Annotated in this window: 16 protein-coding genes and 1 pseudogene; 10 read left to right on the top strand and 7 right to left on the bottom strand. The window is 64.7% G+C overall.

The features are described 5' to 3' along the window. The 4 genes and pseudogenes from ABDV69_RS14245 to ABDV69_RS14230 all read left to right on the top strand — a co-directional run. Positions 1 to 684 (top strand): alpha/beta hydrolase (locus tag ABDV69_RS14245; protein WP_343575415.1); only part of this gene is annotated, 684 nt, incomplete at its 5' end. 17 nt (positions 685 to 701) lie between these two features. Further along, positions 702 to 818: pseudogene (locus ABDV69_RS14240) on the top strand (NAD(P)-binding domain-containing protein); the annotation flags it as partial. A 101-nt stretch (positions 819 to 919) separates the two neighbouring features. Further along, positions 920 to 2,125: a cytochrome P450 gene (locus tag ABDV69_RS14235; protein WP_343575413.1), complete on the top strand. Its 1,206-nt coding sequence runs from the start codon at positions 920 to 922 to the stop codon at positions 2,123 to 2,125. A 10-nt stretch (positions 2,126 to 2,135) separates the two neighbouring features. Beyond that, positions 2,136 to 2,333: a ferredoxin gene (locus ABDV69_RS14230; protein ID WP_343575410.1), complete on the top strand. Its 198-nt coding sequence runs from the start codon at positions 2,136 to 2,138 to the stop codon at positions 2,331 to 2,333. A gap of 102 nt (positions 2,334 to 2,435) precedes the next feature. Here the strand turns inward: ABDV69_RS14230 and ABDV69_RS14225 are convergent, their stop codons facing one another. From ABDV69_RS14225 to ABDV69_RS14195, 7 genes are all read right to left on the bottom strand, one after another. Next, positions 2,436 to 2,624 carry a ferredoxin gene (locus ABDV69_RS14225; RefSeq protein ID WP_343575408.1) on the bottom strand — a complete coding sequence of 63 codons (189 nt, stop codon included), beginning with the start codon at positions 2,622 to 2,624 and terminating at the stop codon, positions 2,436 to 2,438. Beyond that, positions 2,621 to 3,895, bottom strand: coding sequence for a cytochrome P450 (locus ABDV69_RS14220; RefSeq protein WP_343575406.1), 1,275 nt, complete (start codon positions 3,893 to 3,895; stop codon positions 2,621 to 2,623). The genes ABDV69_RS14225 and ABDV69_RS14220 overlap by 4 nt, the downstream gene beginning before the upstream one ends. A gap of 67 nt (positions 3,896 to 3,962) precedes the next feature. After that, a complete protein-coding gene (locus ABDV69_RS14215; RefSeq protein WP_343575423.1) occupies positions 3,963 to 4,187 on the bottom strand; it encodes a hypothetical protein in 225 nt (74 codons plus the stop codon). Then, positions 4,184 to 4,789, bottom strand: coding sequence for a TetR/AcrR family transcriptional regulator (locus ABDV69_RS14210; protein ID WP_343575403.1), 606 nt, complete (start codon positions 4,787 to 4,789; stop codon positions 4,184 to 4,186). The genes ABDV69_RS14215 and ABDV69_RS14210 overlap by 4 nt, the downstream gene beginning before the upstream one ends. 158 nt (positions 4,790 to 4,947) lie before the next feature. Next, positions 4,948 to 6,105 (bottom strand): thiolase family protein, encoded by a 1,158-nt coding sequence (locus ABDV69_RS14205; RefSeq protein WP_343575401.1) that lies wholly within the window; start codon positions 6,103 to 6,105, stop codon positions 4,948 to 4,950. A 36-nt stretch (positions 6,106 to 6,141) separates the two neighbouring features. Further along, positions 6,142 to 7,308: an acyl-CoA dehydrogenase family protein gene (locus tag ABDV69_RS14200; protein ID WP_343575398.1), complete on the bottom strand. Its 1,167-nt coding sequence runs from the start codon at positions 7,306 to 7,308 to the stop codon at positions 6,142 to 6,144. Between the two features lie 128 nt (positions 7,309 to 7,436). Further along, on the bottom strand, positions 7,437 to 8,729 hold the full coding sequence (locus ABDV69_RS14195) for an amidohydrolase family protein (protein ID WP_343575421.1): 1,293 nt from the start codon (positions 8,727 to 8,729) through the stop codon (positions 7,437 to 7,439). A gap of 330 nt (positions 8,730 to 9,059) precedes the next feature. Between ABDV69_RS14195 and ABDV69_RS14190 the strand changes: the two genes are divergently transcribed. From ABDV69_RS14190 to ABDV69_RS14165, 6 genes are read left to right on the top strand one after another with little or no spacing between them, the layout of a single operon-like run. Next, the gene (locus tag ABDV69_RS14190; protein ID WP_343575395.1) at positions 9,060 to 9,608 is read left to right on the top strand and encodes a carboxymuconolactone decarboxylase family protein; all 549 of its coding nucleotides are present in this window, start codon (positions 9,060 to 9,062) and stop codon (positions 9,606 to 9,608) included. A 5-nt stretch (positions 9,609 to 9,613) separates the two neighbouring features. Continuing rightward, complete coding sequence (locus ABDV69_RS14185; protein WP_343575392.1) at positions 9,614 to 10,891, top strand: aromatic ring-hydroxylating dioxygenase subunit alpha; 1,278 nt, start codon at positions 9,614 to 9,616, stop codon at positions 10,889 to 10,891. Beyond that, complete coding sequence (locus ABDV69_RS14180) at positions 10,875 to 11,198, top strand: hypothetical protein (RefSeq protein ID WP_343575389.1); 324 nt, start codon at positions 10,875 to 10,877, stop codon at positions 11,196 to 11,198. Before ABDV69_RS14185 ends, ABDV69_RS14180 begins: the two co-directional genes overlap by 17 nt. A gap of 3 nt (positions 11,199 to 11,201) precedes the next feature. Next, on the top strand, positions 11,202 to 12,425 hold the full coding sequence (locus ABDV69_RS14175; RefSeq protein WP_343575387.1) for an amidohydrolase family protein: 1,224 nt from the start codon (positions 11,202 to 11,204) through the stop codon (positions 12,423 to 12,425). Continuing rightward, positions 12,409 to 12,879: a nuclear transport factor 2 family protein gene (locus tag ABDV69_RS14170; protein ID WP_343575385.1), complete on the top strand. Its 471-nt coding sequence runs from the start codon at positions 12,409 to 12,411 to the stop codon at positions 12,877 to 12,879. The genes ABDV69_RS14175 and ABDV69_RS14170 overlap by 17 nt, the downstream gene beginning before the upstream one ends. Beyond that, positions 12,876 to 13,964 carry an acyl-CoA dehydrogenase family protein gene (locus tag ABDV69_RS14165; RefSeq protein ID WP_343575383.1) on the top strand — a complete coding sequence of 363 codons (1,089 nt, stop codon included), beginning with the start codon at positions 12,876 to 12,878 and terminating at the stop codon, positions 13,962 to 13,964. The genes ABDV69_RS14170 and ABDV69_RS14165 overlap by 4 nt, the downstream gene beginning before the upstream one ends. Positions 13,965 to 13,993: the final 29 nt, after the last annotated feature.

Raw genomic sequence — 13,993 nt, 5'->3', positions numbered from 1 at the left:
GCGCAGCACGGCTACACGGTGGTGGCGATCGACCGGCCCGGCTACGGCAGCTCCGCCGCCTACCCCGACGCGGTCGCCGACCCCGAGCAACGGGTCCGGTTGGCCTATGCCGCTGTCGATCAAGTGCTGGGCGAAAAGGCTGGTGGTGCAAGCATTTTCCTGATGGGGCACTCGGGTGGATGCGAACTCGCAATCCGGATGGCCGCCGCGGAACAGCGCACCGACCTGATCGGCATGGAGTTGGCCGGCACCGGTCGGCATTATCACCCGGCCGCGCGCGAGATCCTCAGAACCGCCACCCGTGAGCACCGCCCGGCCGGCCTGCGTGAATTGCTGTGGCACCCGACTGAGCTGTACCCACCCGAAATGCTCCGCGGTGCAACCGTTTACCCGGGCGCTCCCCCTTACGAGGACCAAATGGTGTCCAACTGGGCGCGCCAGGACCTTCCGGCGCTCGCCCCGAACGTACGGATTCCGGTGCAGTTCAGCGTCGCCGAGCACGAGAAAGTGTGGCAGGCCGATGCAGAGGCGCAGGCCGAGATGGCCTCGATGTTCTCGAATGCGTCGCGGTTTCAGATCAACGAGCAACCCGGGGCCGGGCACAACATCAGCGTCGGCCACACCGCCGCTGACTACCACTCGACGGTCTTTTCATTCGTTGACGAATGCGTGAAGGCGCACTGATGGACGTCGGTTCATCGGCCTGGGCAGCCAGGGCGGACCGCGTCGGGGTGGTGGACGCGCCGGTGACCGGTGGCCCGCACAATGCGGCCGCCGGTTCGCTGACGCCGTTCGTCGGCGAAACCGACGAACAAATAGGGCCTTTTCGGCACGCGATAAAGCATCTACCGTTAGCGTTACAGTCGAGCATTCCGTCGTAACGCTGTGTGCCGCTCGGGCGGGCGGTGAGGAGGGTGTAATGACCAAGCCGAAGGTCGTCTTCGATCCGTTCTCGGATGAATACTTCACCAACCCGTTCGAGATCTATCGACGAATGCGCGAGGACGCGCCGCTCTACTACGACGAAAAGGAAGATTTCTACGCCTTGACCCGCCACGAAGACGTGGCCGCCGCGTTCAAGGATTTCGAGACCTACTCGTCGAGCCGTGGCTGCGACCTCGCGATGGTGCGCAAGGGCATCCCCGAGGAGATGAAGTCGATCATTTTCATGGATCCGCCGGATCACCGGCACATGCGCAGCTTGCTGAATAAAGCCTTTACGCCGCGGGCCGTTCAATCACAGCACGAGACGGTTATTGAAGTGGTCGACAAATATCTGGGTGCCGTTGATCCCGATCGGTTCGATGTCGTGCAGGACTTCTCCGGGCCGTTCCCGGTGGAGGTCATTACCCGGATGGCCGGGGTGCCCGAGGAATACCGCCAACAGGTGCGGCACTGGATAGACACCAGCCTGCACCGTGAGCCCGGGCAAATAGAGGTCAGCGAGGCCGGCATGCAGGCCAACATCGATACCGCGATGTACTACTTCGGCTTGGTGCAACAGCGACGCGAGACTCCGCAGGACGACATGATCAGTCGGCTGATCGCAGCGGAAATCCCCGGCGAGGATGGCCAGCCCCGCAAGCTCGATGATATCGAAATCTGCGGCTTCGCGACGCTTTTGGGCGGTGCAGGTGCCGAGACCGTGACCAAGCTGGTCGGCAACGCGGCGGTGTTGTTCGCCCGCAACCCCGAGCAATGGGAGAAGCTCAAACAAGACCGCAGCAAAGTCCCCGGCGCTGTCGAGGAGTTACTGCGTTACGAAGGGCCAGTGCAATACAACGTCCGCTACACCTTGAAGGAGGCCCACGTCAGCGGCGGCGTTATTCCGCCTTTCAAGCCGGTGTTCCTCTGCGGTGCCGCGGCGAACCGGGACCCCGAGGCCTTTACCGACGCCGACACGTTCGACATCGACCGCGACCAGACCGAGGCGCAGCACCTCGGTCTGGGGTACGGCATTCACAGTTGCCTGGGCGCCGCGTTAGCCCGGATGGAAAGCCGGGTCGCGCTGGAAAAGCTGCTCGACTTCATGCCTCGCTACGAAGTGCAGTGGGACGGGTGTAAACGCGTCACCATGCAGAACGTCGCGGGCTGGCTGAACGTCCCGGTGACGGTAGTGCGATGAGGTGGATCCTGTGACCAAGAAGATCGCCGTCGACTGGGGGCTGTGCGAAAGCAACGGGGTCTGCATGGGGGTCATCCCCGAGGTCTTTCGGCTCGAAGACGACGACACACTGACGGTGCTGCAGGACGAAGTCACGCCCGAGAACGAGGAGCAGGTGCTCGACGCCGTTCGCCAATGCCCGCGGCAGGCCATCTCGATCAGCGAATAAAACTGTCGAGCCGGCGGAATGGCCGAACACACGGCCGCTCGGCTCGAGCGCAAAAAAACCCGGTTGCGGTTGTGCGCCTCGCACGAACTCCGAGGCGCACGGTCAGCGTTCGGCGATGGCCTGTTCCGGGCAACACTGGATGGCTTCCCGGGTGGCGGCCTGCAATTCCGTTGGCACCTCGGACTCTATCGCCTCGGCGTAGCCGTCGTCGGTAAGGTTGAACACGTCCGGGCACAGCGTGAGGCACATCCCGTGACCGCGGCAGCGCTGGTCATCGACCCAGACTTTCATGCCGGTGTGAATTCCAGCTGCAGTTCGGTCAACCCGCGCAGGATATAGGTCGGAACATATTGGTAGCGGCGATCATTGGCCGGGCCGTGATGCTGCTCGCTGATCCGGATGTCGGAGGCGCGATCCAGCAGCCGCTCCAGGGCCACCCGCGTCTCGGCCCGTGCCAGAGGTGCACCGGGGCAGCTGTGGATGCCGCGTCCGAATGAAATATGTTGGCGTGCATTCTTTCTGGCGGGATCGAAGGTCGTCGGGTTGTCGAATCGGCGCGGATCACGGTTGGCCGCGGCCTGCACCACCATCACGGTGGTGCCCGCGGGCAGGTCGACCCCGCCGATGTTGACCGGCCGCCGGTTCAGCCGGAAGTCGCCCTTGACCGGGCTCTCGTGGCGCAGCGACTCTTCGATGAAGTTCGGCAGCAGGCTACGGTCCTTGCGCAACTGCGCCTGGATGTCCGGCCGCTCCCCCAGCGTCTGCAGCGACGCGCCGAGTAGCCGCACGGTGGTTTCCTGACCGGCCGAAAACACGTTGGCCGCAACACGAGCCACGTCGCCGACCTCGGGTGTCGAGCCGTCGGGGTAGGTGGCGGTCGCCAGTCCGGTCAGCACGTCCTCGCGGGGTTGCGCGCGGCGGTCGGTGACGTAGTCGGAAAACAAGCCGTAGAGGAATTCCAGCGGGCTATGAGCCAGCGACTCCTTGCCGGTACCGCCGACGCCACCGCCGGAGTGCTCGCGGATTCCCGTGACGAACTTGTCGCGGTCCTCCATCGGCACACCGAGCAGGTCGGCGATCACCAGCAACGTGAACGGGCTCGCGAAGCCCTTGATGAATTCGCCGCGCCCGGGTGCCAGGAACCCGTCGAGCGCCTGGTCGGCCAGCACCCACATGGCGTCCTCGTTCTCCTTGAGGCGCTTCGGGGTGATCAGCCGCATCAGCAGCGAGCGATGGTTGGTATGGGTCGGCGGGTCGAGCGTGGGCAGCTGGTCGCTGAACGGCAGGTCGTCGCGGTGCTGCTCGATCAGCTCGGTGACGTCGTCGCCCTGCAGCGGCACCGGGAAGCCGGGAAACGGGCCCGTCACCGAATTGCACGACGACCACGTCTCAGCGTCATTGAGCACGGCGCAGGCCTCGTCCCAGCCGGTCACCATGGTGACGTCGTGGTGCTTTTCCTTGGTCACCGGGCATTGCTGCCGCAGCCACTCGTAGTAGGGATAGGGGTCCGCGATGAGCTCGCTGCCCCGGAAGAAGTCCAACTCGGTGAAGTCGTTCACCATCTTGCACCGTTCCAATCTCGCCAGTGAGAATGTGCCTCTCAGAGAGGAGATATTAGATTTCCATAGTTCAGGCCGCGGCGTCAACGCGGCCCGGGCGCGGGCTAGCCGGCGGGGACGAGATCGGCCGGCGCCGACGGGCTGGCCCCAGGATCCGCAGGGGGCGCTCGTCGACATGGTCGGCGACCAGGACCGTCACGTCCCACCCGGCCATCGCCCGGTCGAACAGCCAGCCGCCGGCGAACGTCACCACGTCTGCGACGTCGGCGGCGACGACGTCGAGGCGGTATCTCACGCCGGGTTCGGCGGCGCCATGTCCCGGGCCAACGACCCCGAGTACTCCTTGAAGACCTCGGTCAACGGTATCGACGGATTGATCAGCCATGTCGTCTCCATTCCGGTGATGAAGGCAAGGATTTGCACTGCCTTGACGGTCACATCCATGTCCATGCGGAACTGGCCAGCTCGCTGACCCCGCCGGATGAGCTCGGTGATGATGTCGATCGCGCCTTGGTAGCGGGCGGTGAGACGATCGTGCAGCGGAGCGTCCGGATCGACGTTCTCCGCCAGCAGCACGCTGTAGGTGCCGATGAGTTCGGGCGACCGGTAGTACCGGTCGGCGACCGCGGCGATCTCGGCGATCAGGTCGCCGGCCCGGTCGGCGTGTGAGTCGTCGTCGGCATCACGGATGTCGAGTACCGCGTGCAGCAGCTGCTCTTTGGATTCGAAGTGATGCAACAGACCGGCCGGGCTCACCCCGGCCTCACCGGCAATCTGGGCCAGCGTCGTGTTGCACCACCCGTTGCGGGTCAGCAACCGCTGCGCGACGGCCAGGATCCGCTGTTTGCGGTCCTCGCCCTTGGCCCGCAGCGACTCGTACGGCCGTGTCTCGGGCACCGGACTCCTTCGTCCTAACCAACCGACTGAACACACAGTAGGTTGGTTAGGCCGATTGCGACAAGGGTCTCAGCCCATCAAATTCCGCCCAGCCGAGCGTCGACGTGTCGTGAGGATTCCAACGATTTCACCCGACAACTCGACGTTGGTGAGACCTGTCAGGCGACGAGTTCGACGATAGTCGCGTTGGCGGTGCCGCCGCCTTCGCACATGGTCTGCAATCCGTAGCGGATCCCGTTGTCGCGCATGTGATGCGCCATCCGGGTCATCAGCACCGCTCCGGACGCGCCGAGCGGATGGCCGAGTGCGATGGCGCCGCCGAGGGGATTGAGCCGATCGGGGTCGGCGCCGGTTTCGGCAAGCCACGCCAACGGGACCGGCGCGAAGGCCTCGTTGACCTCGAACACGCCGATGTCGGACAGCGGGATGCCGGCTTTGGACAGCACTTTCCCGGTGGCCGGGATCGGCCCGGTGAGCATCAGCACCGGGTCGGCGCCGGTGACCGCGCCCGCCAGGTATCGCACCAGCGGCGTCAGGCCCAGTTCGACCGCGATGTCCGACGTCGTCACCAGCAATGCCGCTGCGCCATCGGAGATTTGGGACGAGTTACCGGCGTGGATCACGCCCGCCTCGTCGAACGCGGGCTTGAGGCCGGCCAGTTTCTGCACCGACGTCCCGCGCCGTATTCCTTCGTCCGCGGCGACAACGGCGGTGCCCTCTTCTACATCTACGAAGACCGGGACGATCTGACCGGCGAAGGCACCGCTGTCCTGCGCGGCCGCCGCTCGCTCATGTGACAGCGCGGCGTACTCGTCGAGCCGGGTCCGGGAGAATCCCCACTTCTTGGCGATCAGCTCCGCCGAAATGCCTTGGTTGAACGAGAAATCATCATAGCGGGCAAGCACTTTGGGCCCGTACGGCTGACCGGTCGCCCGGGCCGAGCCCAGCGGCACCCGGCTCATCACCTCGACACCGCCGGCCACCACCACGTCCTGCTGGCCGGACATCACCGCTTGCGCGGCGAAGTCGAGCGCCTGCTGGCTGGAACCGCAGGCGCGGTTGATCGTGGTGCCCGGAATGTGTTCGGGCCAACCGGCGGCCAGCACCGCGTAACGCCCGATGTTGCTGGACTGGTCTCCGACCTGCGACACGCATCCCCACACCACGTCGTCGATGACGGTCGGGTCGATTCCGGCGCGCTCGACGAGTTCGTTGAGCACCACTGCCGACAGGTCGGCCGCATGCATGGCCGACAGGCCACCATTGCGTTTACCGACCGGTGTCCGCACCGCCTCGACGATGACCGTTTCACGCATTGTTCTGCTCCGCTCTCTTGACCGCCCACTGCCCCATCAGTAGCTCCTCGGCATTCCCAGCACATGCTCGCCGAGGAAGTTGAGAATCATTTCCTGACTGACCGGTGCGATCTTCATCAGACGCGACTCGCGGAAGTAGCGCGCCACGTGGTACTCCTCCGAGTATCCCATCCCGCCGTGCAACTGCAGCGCCCGGTCGGCCGCTCCGAAACCGGCGTCGGCGCACAGGTACTTCGCGGTATTCGCTTCGCGGCCACAGGGTTTCCCGTTGTCGTAGAGCCAGGTGGCCTTACGCAGCACCAGTTCCGCGGCGTCGAGGCGCGCCAGCGAATCCGCCAGCGGAAACTGCAGGCCCTGGTTCATCCCGATCGGGCGGTTGAACACCACCCGCTCGTTGCCGTACTTCACTGCTTTCTCCAGCGCGACCCGGCCGATGCCGAGCGCCTCGGCGGCGATCAGCATCCGCTCCGGGTTGAGGCCGTCGAGGATGTAGGTGAAGCCCTTGCCCTCTTCGCCGACGCGATCGGTGACCGGGACGATCAGGTCGTCGATGAAGATCTCGTTGGAGCTGACGGCGTTACGGCCCATCTTCTTGATCGGGCGGATGTCGACGTGGTCGCGATCGAGGTCGGTGAGGAACAGCGTCATGCCGTCGGTCTTCTTCGAAACCTCGTCGTATGGCCGCGTGCGCGTCAGCAGCAGGATCTTCTCGGACTCCAACGCCTTGGAGATCCAGACCTTGCGCCCGTTGATCCGGTAGTTGTCGCCTTCGCGCTTGGCGAAGGTCGTGATGCGCGAGGTATCAAGGCCCGCACCGGGTTCGGTGACGCCGAAGCAGATGTGCAGATCGCCGTTGACGATGCGCGGCAGGGTCCTGGCCTTCATCTCGTCGGAGCCGTGCTTGACGACGGGCTGCATGCCGAAGATCGTCAGGTGGATCGCGCTGGCGCCGTTCATGGCCGCACCCGAGCGCGCAACCTCCTCGAGCAGCAGCGTCGCCTCGGTGATGCCGAGTCCGTGGCCGCCGTACGCCTCGGGAATCGTCATTCCGAGCCAGCCGCCGGTGGCGATCGCGTCGTAGAACTCCTGCGGGAATTCGTGCGCAAGGTCTTTGTCCATCCAGTACTGGTCGTCGAACTTCGCCGCCAGCTCGGCGACCGACGTGCGGATCAGCTCCTGGTCATCAGTCAGCTCGAAGCTCATCCCCGCCACTGCACACTCTCCTCTTCATCAAGCGCGAGCAGACGAAGAATCGCACGATTGCCGCCCGGACCACGCGATTCTATGTCTGCTCGCCAGCGGGGGTAGCTACCCGCGACCCGGTGAACACGTCAGTCCTTGTTGCCGGTCAGTTCCTTGGCGTTGGCGGCGAAGTCGGCGAAGCTGGCGCCGCCGTGCTCGTGTTTGGACAGCGCCCGGATCGAAACATCGTGGCCCTCAGCCGCTTTCCGCAGCGAACCAACCGTGGCCTGCGCCTCGCTGATGTGACTGAACGGGTCGAAGGAGTACCAGCGCATCGCGTTCTGGTAGGCCATCTTCTTGATCTCGTCGTCGGGAACACTGTTGGCGGACAACACTTCCCATAGCTCCTCCGGGGCACCGGGCCACATCGAGTCGCTGTGCGGGTAGTCGGCTTCCCAGCAGATGTTGTCGATGCCGATCATGTTGCGCAGCGCGACGCCGACCTTGTCACTGATGAAGCAGGTCAGGAAGTGCTCGCGGAACACCTCGCTGGGCAGCTTGCCCTTGAAGTCCTGATGCGTCCACGTCGAGTGCATCTCGTAGGTGCGGTCGGCCCGCTCGAGGAAGTACGGGATCCACCCGGTGCCACCCTCGGACAGCGCGACCTTCAGGTTGGGGTACTGCTTGATCGGCTTGGACCACAACAGGTCCGCCGCGGCCTGAACGATGTTCATCGGCTGCAGGGTGATCATCACATCCATCGGCGCGTCGGGGGCCGTGATCGCCAGCCGGCCCGAGGACCCGATGTGCACATTCATCACGGTATCGGTGTCGCACAACGCATCCCACAACGGCTTCCAGTAGTCGTTGTGGAAGCTGGGATAGCCCATCGCGGCCGGGTTCTCGGTGAAGGTCAGTGCGTGCACGCCCTTCTTGGCAACCCGCCGCACCTCCTTGGCACACTCCTCGGCATCCCAGATCACCGGGATCGCCATCGGGATGAACCGGGCCGGGTAGGCGCCACACCACTCGTCGATGTGCCAGTCGTTGTAGGCCTGCACCAGCGCGACGGAGAAGTCGCGGTCCTCGGTGGCGAACAGCCGGCCGGCGAAGCCCGGGAAAGACGGGAAGCAGATCGACGCCAGGATGCCGCCGGCGTTCATGTCCTTGATGCGCTCGTCGACGTTGTAACAACCGGGGCGGATCTCGTCGAGGCCCTGCGGCTCCAAGCCGTACTCCTCTTTCGGGCGACCGGCGACCGCGTTCAGCGCCACGTTGGGAATGATGATGTCACGGAACTGCCAGGTGTCCGAGCCGTCGGCGTTGTGCACCAGGCGCGGGGCGTCGTCGATGTATTTCTTCGACAGGTGGTTCTTGAACATGTCGGGTGGCTCGACGGTGTGGTCGTCGACGCTGATCAAAATCATGTCGTCTTTGTGCACTGCCCGGTCCTCTCCATCGGCGGCGTTGACGGCCAACCAGGTCACTGACTCACCGTTGTCGGTGTGATTGTTGCGAACTCGTAGTCGGCCCGTCGGCGAATCGCTGTCGTCGCCGACTTCTCCCGTGCTATGAAAACTAGCTTCTCCATTCGCGAGAATCAACATGCCAATGCTACCCCCGCACGCTAGCGGTCCGGTTGCCCGAGGTGAACGGGTCGCTCCGACCGGCCAGATCCGCGCTGGTGGAACTCGGATATTGACCAATGCGGGAGTTCATGGAAATCTGTTGATCAGATTTGAGAATCTGATTCTCCTACACGAGGAGCCCGGATGCGTCTGTCCCCGTTGCCGGCAGATCAGTGGGACGACGCTGCTCGGCACGCAGTGTCGGGCATGCTCCCCGAGCAGCGACGCAACCCCGACGGCGCCGGTACCCTGCTGTCCACCCTGGTCCGCCATCCGAAGCTGACCCGCGCCTACCTCAAGTTCAGCACCTACCTGCTGTACGGGTCGACGCTGCCGCCGCGCATCCGCGAGCTGGTGATCCTGCGCGTCGCCCATCGCCGCGACTGCGTCTACGAGTGGTCGCATCACGTCGACATGGGCAAGAAAATCGGCCTGACCGACGCCGACATCGAGGCCGCACAGACGGGTCGGTCGACGGACGCGTTCGATCACGCGTTGCTGCGGGCCGTCGACGAACTCGACGAGAAGACCACCATCTCCGATCAGACCTGGGCGGCGCTCGGCGAGCGGCTCGACGAGCAACAGCGGATGGATCTGGTGTTTACCACCGGCAACTACATCGCACTGGCAATGGCATTGAACACTTTTGGCGTCGAGGTCGAAGGCTACGACGGCAGAACACCAGAGAGGTAAGGACGTTGGCACACTTTCCGAAGCCGGCTGCCGGCAGCTGGACAGAGAATTACCCCGAACTGGGGACCGCGCCGGTGGATTACACCGACTCGATCGACCCGGGGTTCTTCGAGGCCGAGCGCGAGGCGGTTTTCAAGAAGCGATGGCTCAACGTCGGCCGTGTCGACCGACTCCCGCGCACCGGCAGCTACTTCACCAAAGAGCTGCCGTCGGCGGGCAAGGGCATGTCGGTGATCATCGTCAAGACCAAGGACGGCGCCGTCAAGGCATACCACAACGTGTGCCGTCACCGTGGAAACAAGTTGGTGTGGAACGACTTTCCGAGCGAAGAGGCGTCCGGCACCTGCCGGCAGTTCACCTGCAAGTACCACGCCTGGCGCTACAGCCTGGACGGCGACCTGACCTTCGTCCAACAGGAAGAAGAGTTCTTCGGCCTCGACAAGGGCAACTACGGCCTGGCGCCCGTCCGCTGCGAGGTCTGGGAAGGCTTCATCTTCGTCAACTTCGACGACAACGCGGCGCCGCTGGTCGACTACCTCGGGCCGTTGGCCACGAGCATCGAGGGCTACCCGTTCGGCGAGATGACCGAGACTTACTCCTACCGGGCCGAGGTCGGCAGCAACTGGAAGCTGTTCATCGACGCGTTCGTCGAGTTCTATCACGCGCCGATCCTGCACCAGGGTCAGTACACCAAAAACGAAGCCGCCAAGATCCAGAAGTTCGGCTACGAGGCGCTGCACTACGAGCTGGCCGGCCCGCACAACCTGCAGTCGACCTGGGGTGGTCAGGCACCGCCTCCGGACATGTCCATGGTCAAGCCGATGGACCAGGTGCTGCGCAGCGGGTTGTTCGGGCCCTGGGACAAGCCGGAGATCATCGAAAACCTGGAGCTACCAGCAGGTGTCAACGTGAAACGGGTGCCGCAGTGGGGCATCGATTCGTGGCTGTTCTACCCGAACTTCATGCTGCTGATCTGGGAGCCAGGCTGGTTTTTGACCTACCACTACTGGCCGACCGCGGTGGACAAGCACATTTTCGAGTCGACGCTGTATTTCGTCCCGCCACGCAATGCACGCGAACGGCTGGCCCAGGAGCTCGCCGCGGTGACGTTCAAGGAGTACGCGCTGCAGGACGCCAACACCCTGGAGGCGACTCAGACCATGATCGGCACCCGGGCGGTCAAGGAGTTCCTGCTCTGCGACCAGGAAATCTTGATCCGCCATCTGCACAAGACGACCGGTGACTACGTGAAGGAGTATCAGGGCAATGCCGTTACCGTCTGAATTCGCCGCGCTGGAGCCATATCTCGACTGGGATCTGGCCACCGAGCCCGAGCGCTACGCCAAGCGGCTGGCATCTTCGATGGCCGCGATGCAGGCGTTCTACGACGTGGCATTCCCCAAGCTCAACGATGTCATCGGGTACTGCGATAAGTTCCCCTTGGACGATCTGCCCGAGGACGCGACGACGCTCATGCACATCATGCAGTCGCTGGTCATGGTGTCGTTCCCGATCGAAGCGTGGAAGCAGCCGCGGGTCCCGGACAGCGGGGCGGCCTGGGTCGAAGTGCTTCGGGAGCCGGTGATCTAACTGGTGCTCACGCTCAAGGCGGCCGGGCTGCTCGACGTCGACGCCGGCGAGATTGTCTCGCCCGGCATCGTCGGCGTCGAAGAGGGACGAATTGTCGGTGTCGGCGGCAGTATCGAAGGCTCACACTCCGAGGTTCTGGATCTTGGCGACTCGATCCTGCTGCCCGGGCTGATGGACATGGAGGTCAACCTGCTGATGGGTGGGCGCGGCGAGACGCCCGGGCTGTCCCAGGTGCAGGACGATCCCCCGACGCGGGTGCTGCGCGCCGTCGGCAACGCGCGACGCACGCTGCGCGCCGGTTTCACCACGGTGCGCAACCTTGGCCTGTTCGTCAAGACCGGCGGCTACCTGCTCGACGTTGCGCTGGGCAAGGCTATCGACGCGGGGTGGATAGAGGGGCCAAGAATCGTCCCGGCCGGCCACGCGATCACCCCCACCGGCGGGCACCTGGACCCGACGATGTTCGCCGCGTTCATGCCCGGCGCACTCGAGCTCACGGTCGAGGAAGGTATCGCCAACGGGGTCGACGAGGTCCGCAAGGCCGTGCGGTACCAGATCAAACACGGTGCCCAATTGATCAAGGTGTGCGTGTCCGGCGGCGTGATGTCGTTGACCGGTAAGGCAGGCGCACAACACTATTCGGACGAGGAACTGCGTGCGATCGTCGATGAGGCGCATCGGCGCGGCCTACGCGTTGCCGCGCACACGCACGGCGCGGAAGCGGTCAAACACGCGATCGCGTGCGGTATCGACTGCATCGAACACGGCTTCCTGATGGACGACGAGGCCATCCAGATGCTGGTCGACAACGACCGTTTTTTGGTGACCACCCGCCGGCTCGCCCAAGCGATGGACGTGTCCCACGCCCCGAAGGAGCTGCAGGACAAGGCCGCCGAGATGTTCCCCAAGGCGGAGACATCGATCAAGGCGGCCTACCAGGCGGGTGTGAAGATCGCGGTCGGTACCGACGCCCCGGCGATCCCGCACGGCCGCAACGCCGATGAGCTGGTCACGCTGGTCGAGTGGGGGATGCCGCCGCTGGCGGTGCTGCGGGCCGCCACGACCACCGCGGCAGAGCTGATCAACGTCACCGACCGCGGCCGGCTGGCCGAGGGCCAGCTTGCCGACATCATCGCGGTTCCGGGAGATCCCTTGTCGGACATCAGCGTAACCCAGCGGGTAAACTTTGTGATGAAAGGCGGCAAAGTCTATGCCGGACCGAATTGAGGACCTGGTCGAGATCCAGCAGTTGCTGGCTCGCTACGCGGTGACCATCACCCAAGAAGATATCGACGGCCTGGTCGCTATTTTCACCCCGGACGGCACCTACCGCGCGTTCGGTGAAACCTATTCGCTGGACCGGTTTCCGGTCCTGGTGGACGCCGCGCCGAAGGGTTTGTTCATGACCGCGACGCCGGTGATCGACCTCGACGGCGACACCGCGACCGGCACCCAGCCGCTGTGCTTCATCGACCACGCCACGCACGACATGCGGATCGGCTATTACGTGGACAACTACGTGCGGACCGCCGGCGGATGGCGGCTGAAAACCCGCGCCATGACGTTCATTCGGCGCGGCGGTACGCACGACTCGGGCCGCCCGCACGCGGTAGGCAGACCCCGCCCGACGACGATGCCGACCGAGGCCGGCGGAGGAGTCGGGCCATCGGCCCAAGCGTGAACGTAGCGCAGTTCCGGACGGATCTTCGAGCGTGGCTCGACGAGCATGACCTGACGCCGGGGCCAGATCATTCGCTCGAAGGCCACCTGCGGCAGATGGCCCGCGTCAGCCGGGCACTCTATGACGCCGACTGGATGCGCTACGGCTGGCCGGTCGAAGTGGGCGGGCTGGGCGGCCCCGCGATCCTACGCGCGGTGGTCGGTGAAGAGGTGGTGGGCCGCCGTCTCGCCGAACCGGGTCCCTATTCGATGCTCGAGGTGCTCACGCCCACCCTGATCGACTATGCGCCGGCCGGCCTCGCCGCAGAACTGGTGCCGCGCCTACTGCGGGGCGAAGAGCGATGGTGCCAGGGCTTTTCCGAGCCAGGCGCAGGGAGCGACCTCGCGTCGCTGACCACCCGGGCTGTGCCGGACGGGGACAACTGGATCATCAACGGGCAGAAGGTGTGGACGAGTTACGCACAGTTCTCCACCCGCTGCATCCTGCTCGCCCGTACCGCGCCCGGCTACGACGGCATCACCGCGTTCTTCGTCGATCTGGACACACCCGGCATCAGCGTGCGTCCACTGCGCACCATGCACGGCGTCGACGAGTTCTGCGAGGTCTACTACGACGACGTAGCGGTGCCCGCCGAACGGATGCTCGGCCGCCCGGGCGACGGCTGGCGACTGGCGATGGACCTGCTCCCCTACGAGCGCTCCACCTGCTTCTGGCAGCGGATCGCCTACCTCTACGCACGATTCGACGCGTTGATCGCGGAAGCCGACGATCCGGACGAATATGAGCTCGGCGCAGCCTATCTCGCGCTGCATACGCTGCGCTGCCGGTCGCGGGCCACCCAGCATCGGCTGGCCGACGGTGCGGCATTGGGTCCGCAGACATCGATCGACAAGGTGCTGCTGGCCGGTGCCGAACAGCGGCTCTACGACACCGTGCGCGACCTCTTACCTGGCGTGCTGGAACTCGACGACAGCGACTGGCGATCGGAGTTTCTCTACTCCCGGGCGGCGACCATCTACGGCGGCACCGCCGAGATCCAGCGCAATATCATCGCGCGCCGGCTGTTGGATCTGGGTAAGGAGTGAGCGTGGACGCCGAATCCTTGCAGTTGCTG

Source organism: Mycobacterium sp., from assembly GCF_039583785.1.
In the GTDB taxonomy this organism is placed as follows: Bacteria; Actinomycetota; Actinomycetes; order Mycobacteriales; family Mycobacteriaceae; genus Mycobacterium.
The sequence above is the reverse complement of the archived record's forward strand: the minus strand, read 5'-3'. Positions and strand labels throughout refer to the sequence as shown.

Coding starts and splice junctions, on each gene's coding strand:
- ABDV69_RS14235 (WP_343575413.1), top strand. CDS start 920: ATGACCAAGCCGAAGGTCGTCTTCGATCCGTTCTCGGATGAATACTTC.
- ABDV69_RS14225 (WP_343575408.1), bottom strand. CDS start 2,624: ATGAAAGTCTGGGTCGATGACCAGCGCTGCCGCGGTCACGGGATGTGC.
- ABDV69_RS14220 (WP_343575406.1), bottom strand. CDS start 3,895: ATGGTGAACGACTTCACCGAGTTGGACTTCTTCCGGGGCAGCGAGCTC.
- ABDV69_RS14205 (WP_343575401.1), bottom strand. CDS start 6,105: ATGCGTGAAACGGTCATCGTCGAGGCGGTGCGGACACCGGTCGGTAAA.
- ABDV69_RS14200 (WP_343575398.1), bottom strand. CDS start 7,308: ATGAGCTTCGAGCTGACTGATGACCAGGAGCTGATCCGCACGTCGGTC.
- ABDV69_RS14190 (WP_343575395.1), top strand. CDS start 9,060: ATGCGTCTGTCCCCGTTGCCGGCAGATCAGTGGGACGACGCTGCTCGG.
- ABDV69_RS14180 (WP_343575389.1), top strand. CDS start 10,875: ATGCCGTTACCGTCTGAATTCGCCGCGCTGGAGCCATATCTCGACTGG.
- ABDV69_RS14170 (WP_343575385.1), top strand. CDS start 12,409: ATGCCGGACCGAATTGAGGACCTGGTCGAGATCCAGCAGTTGCTGGCT.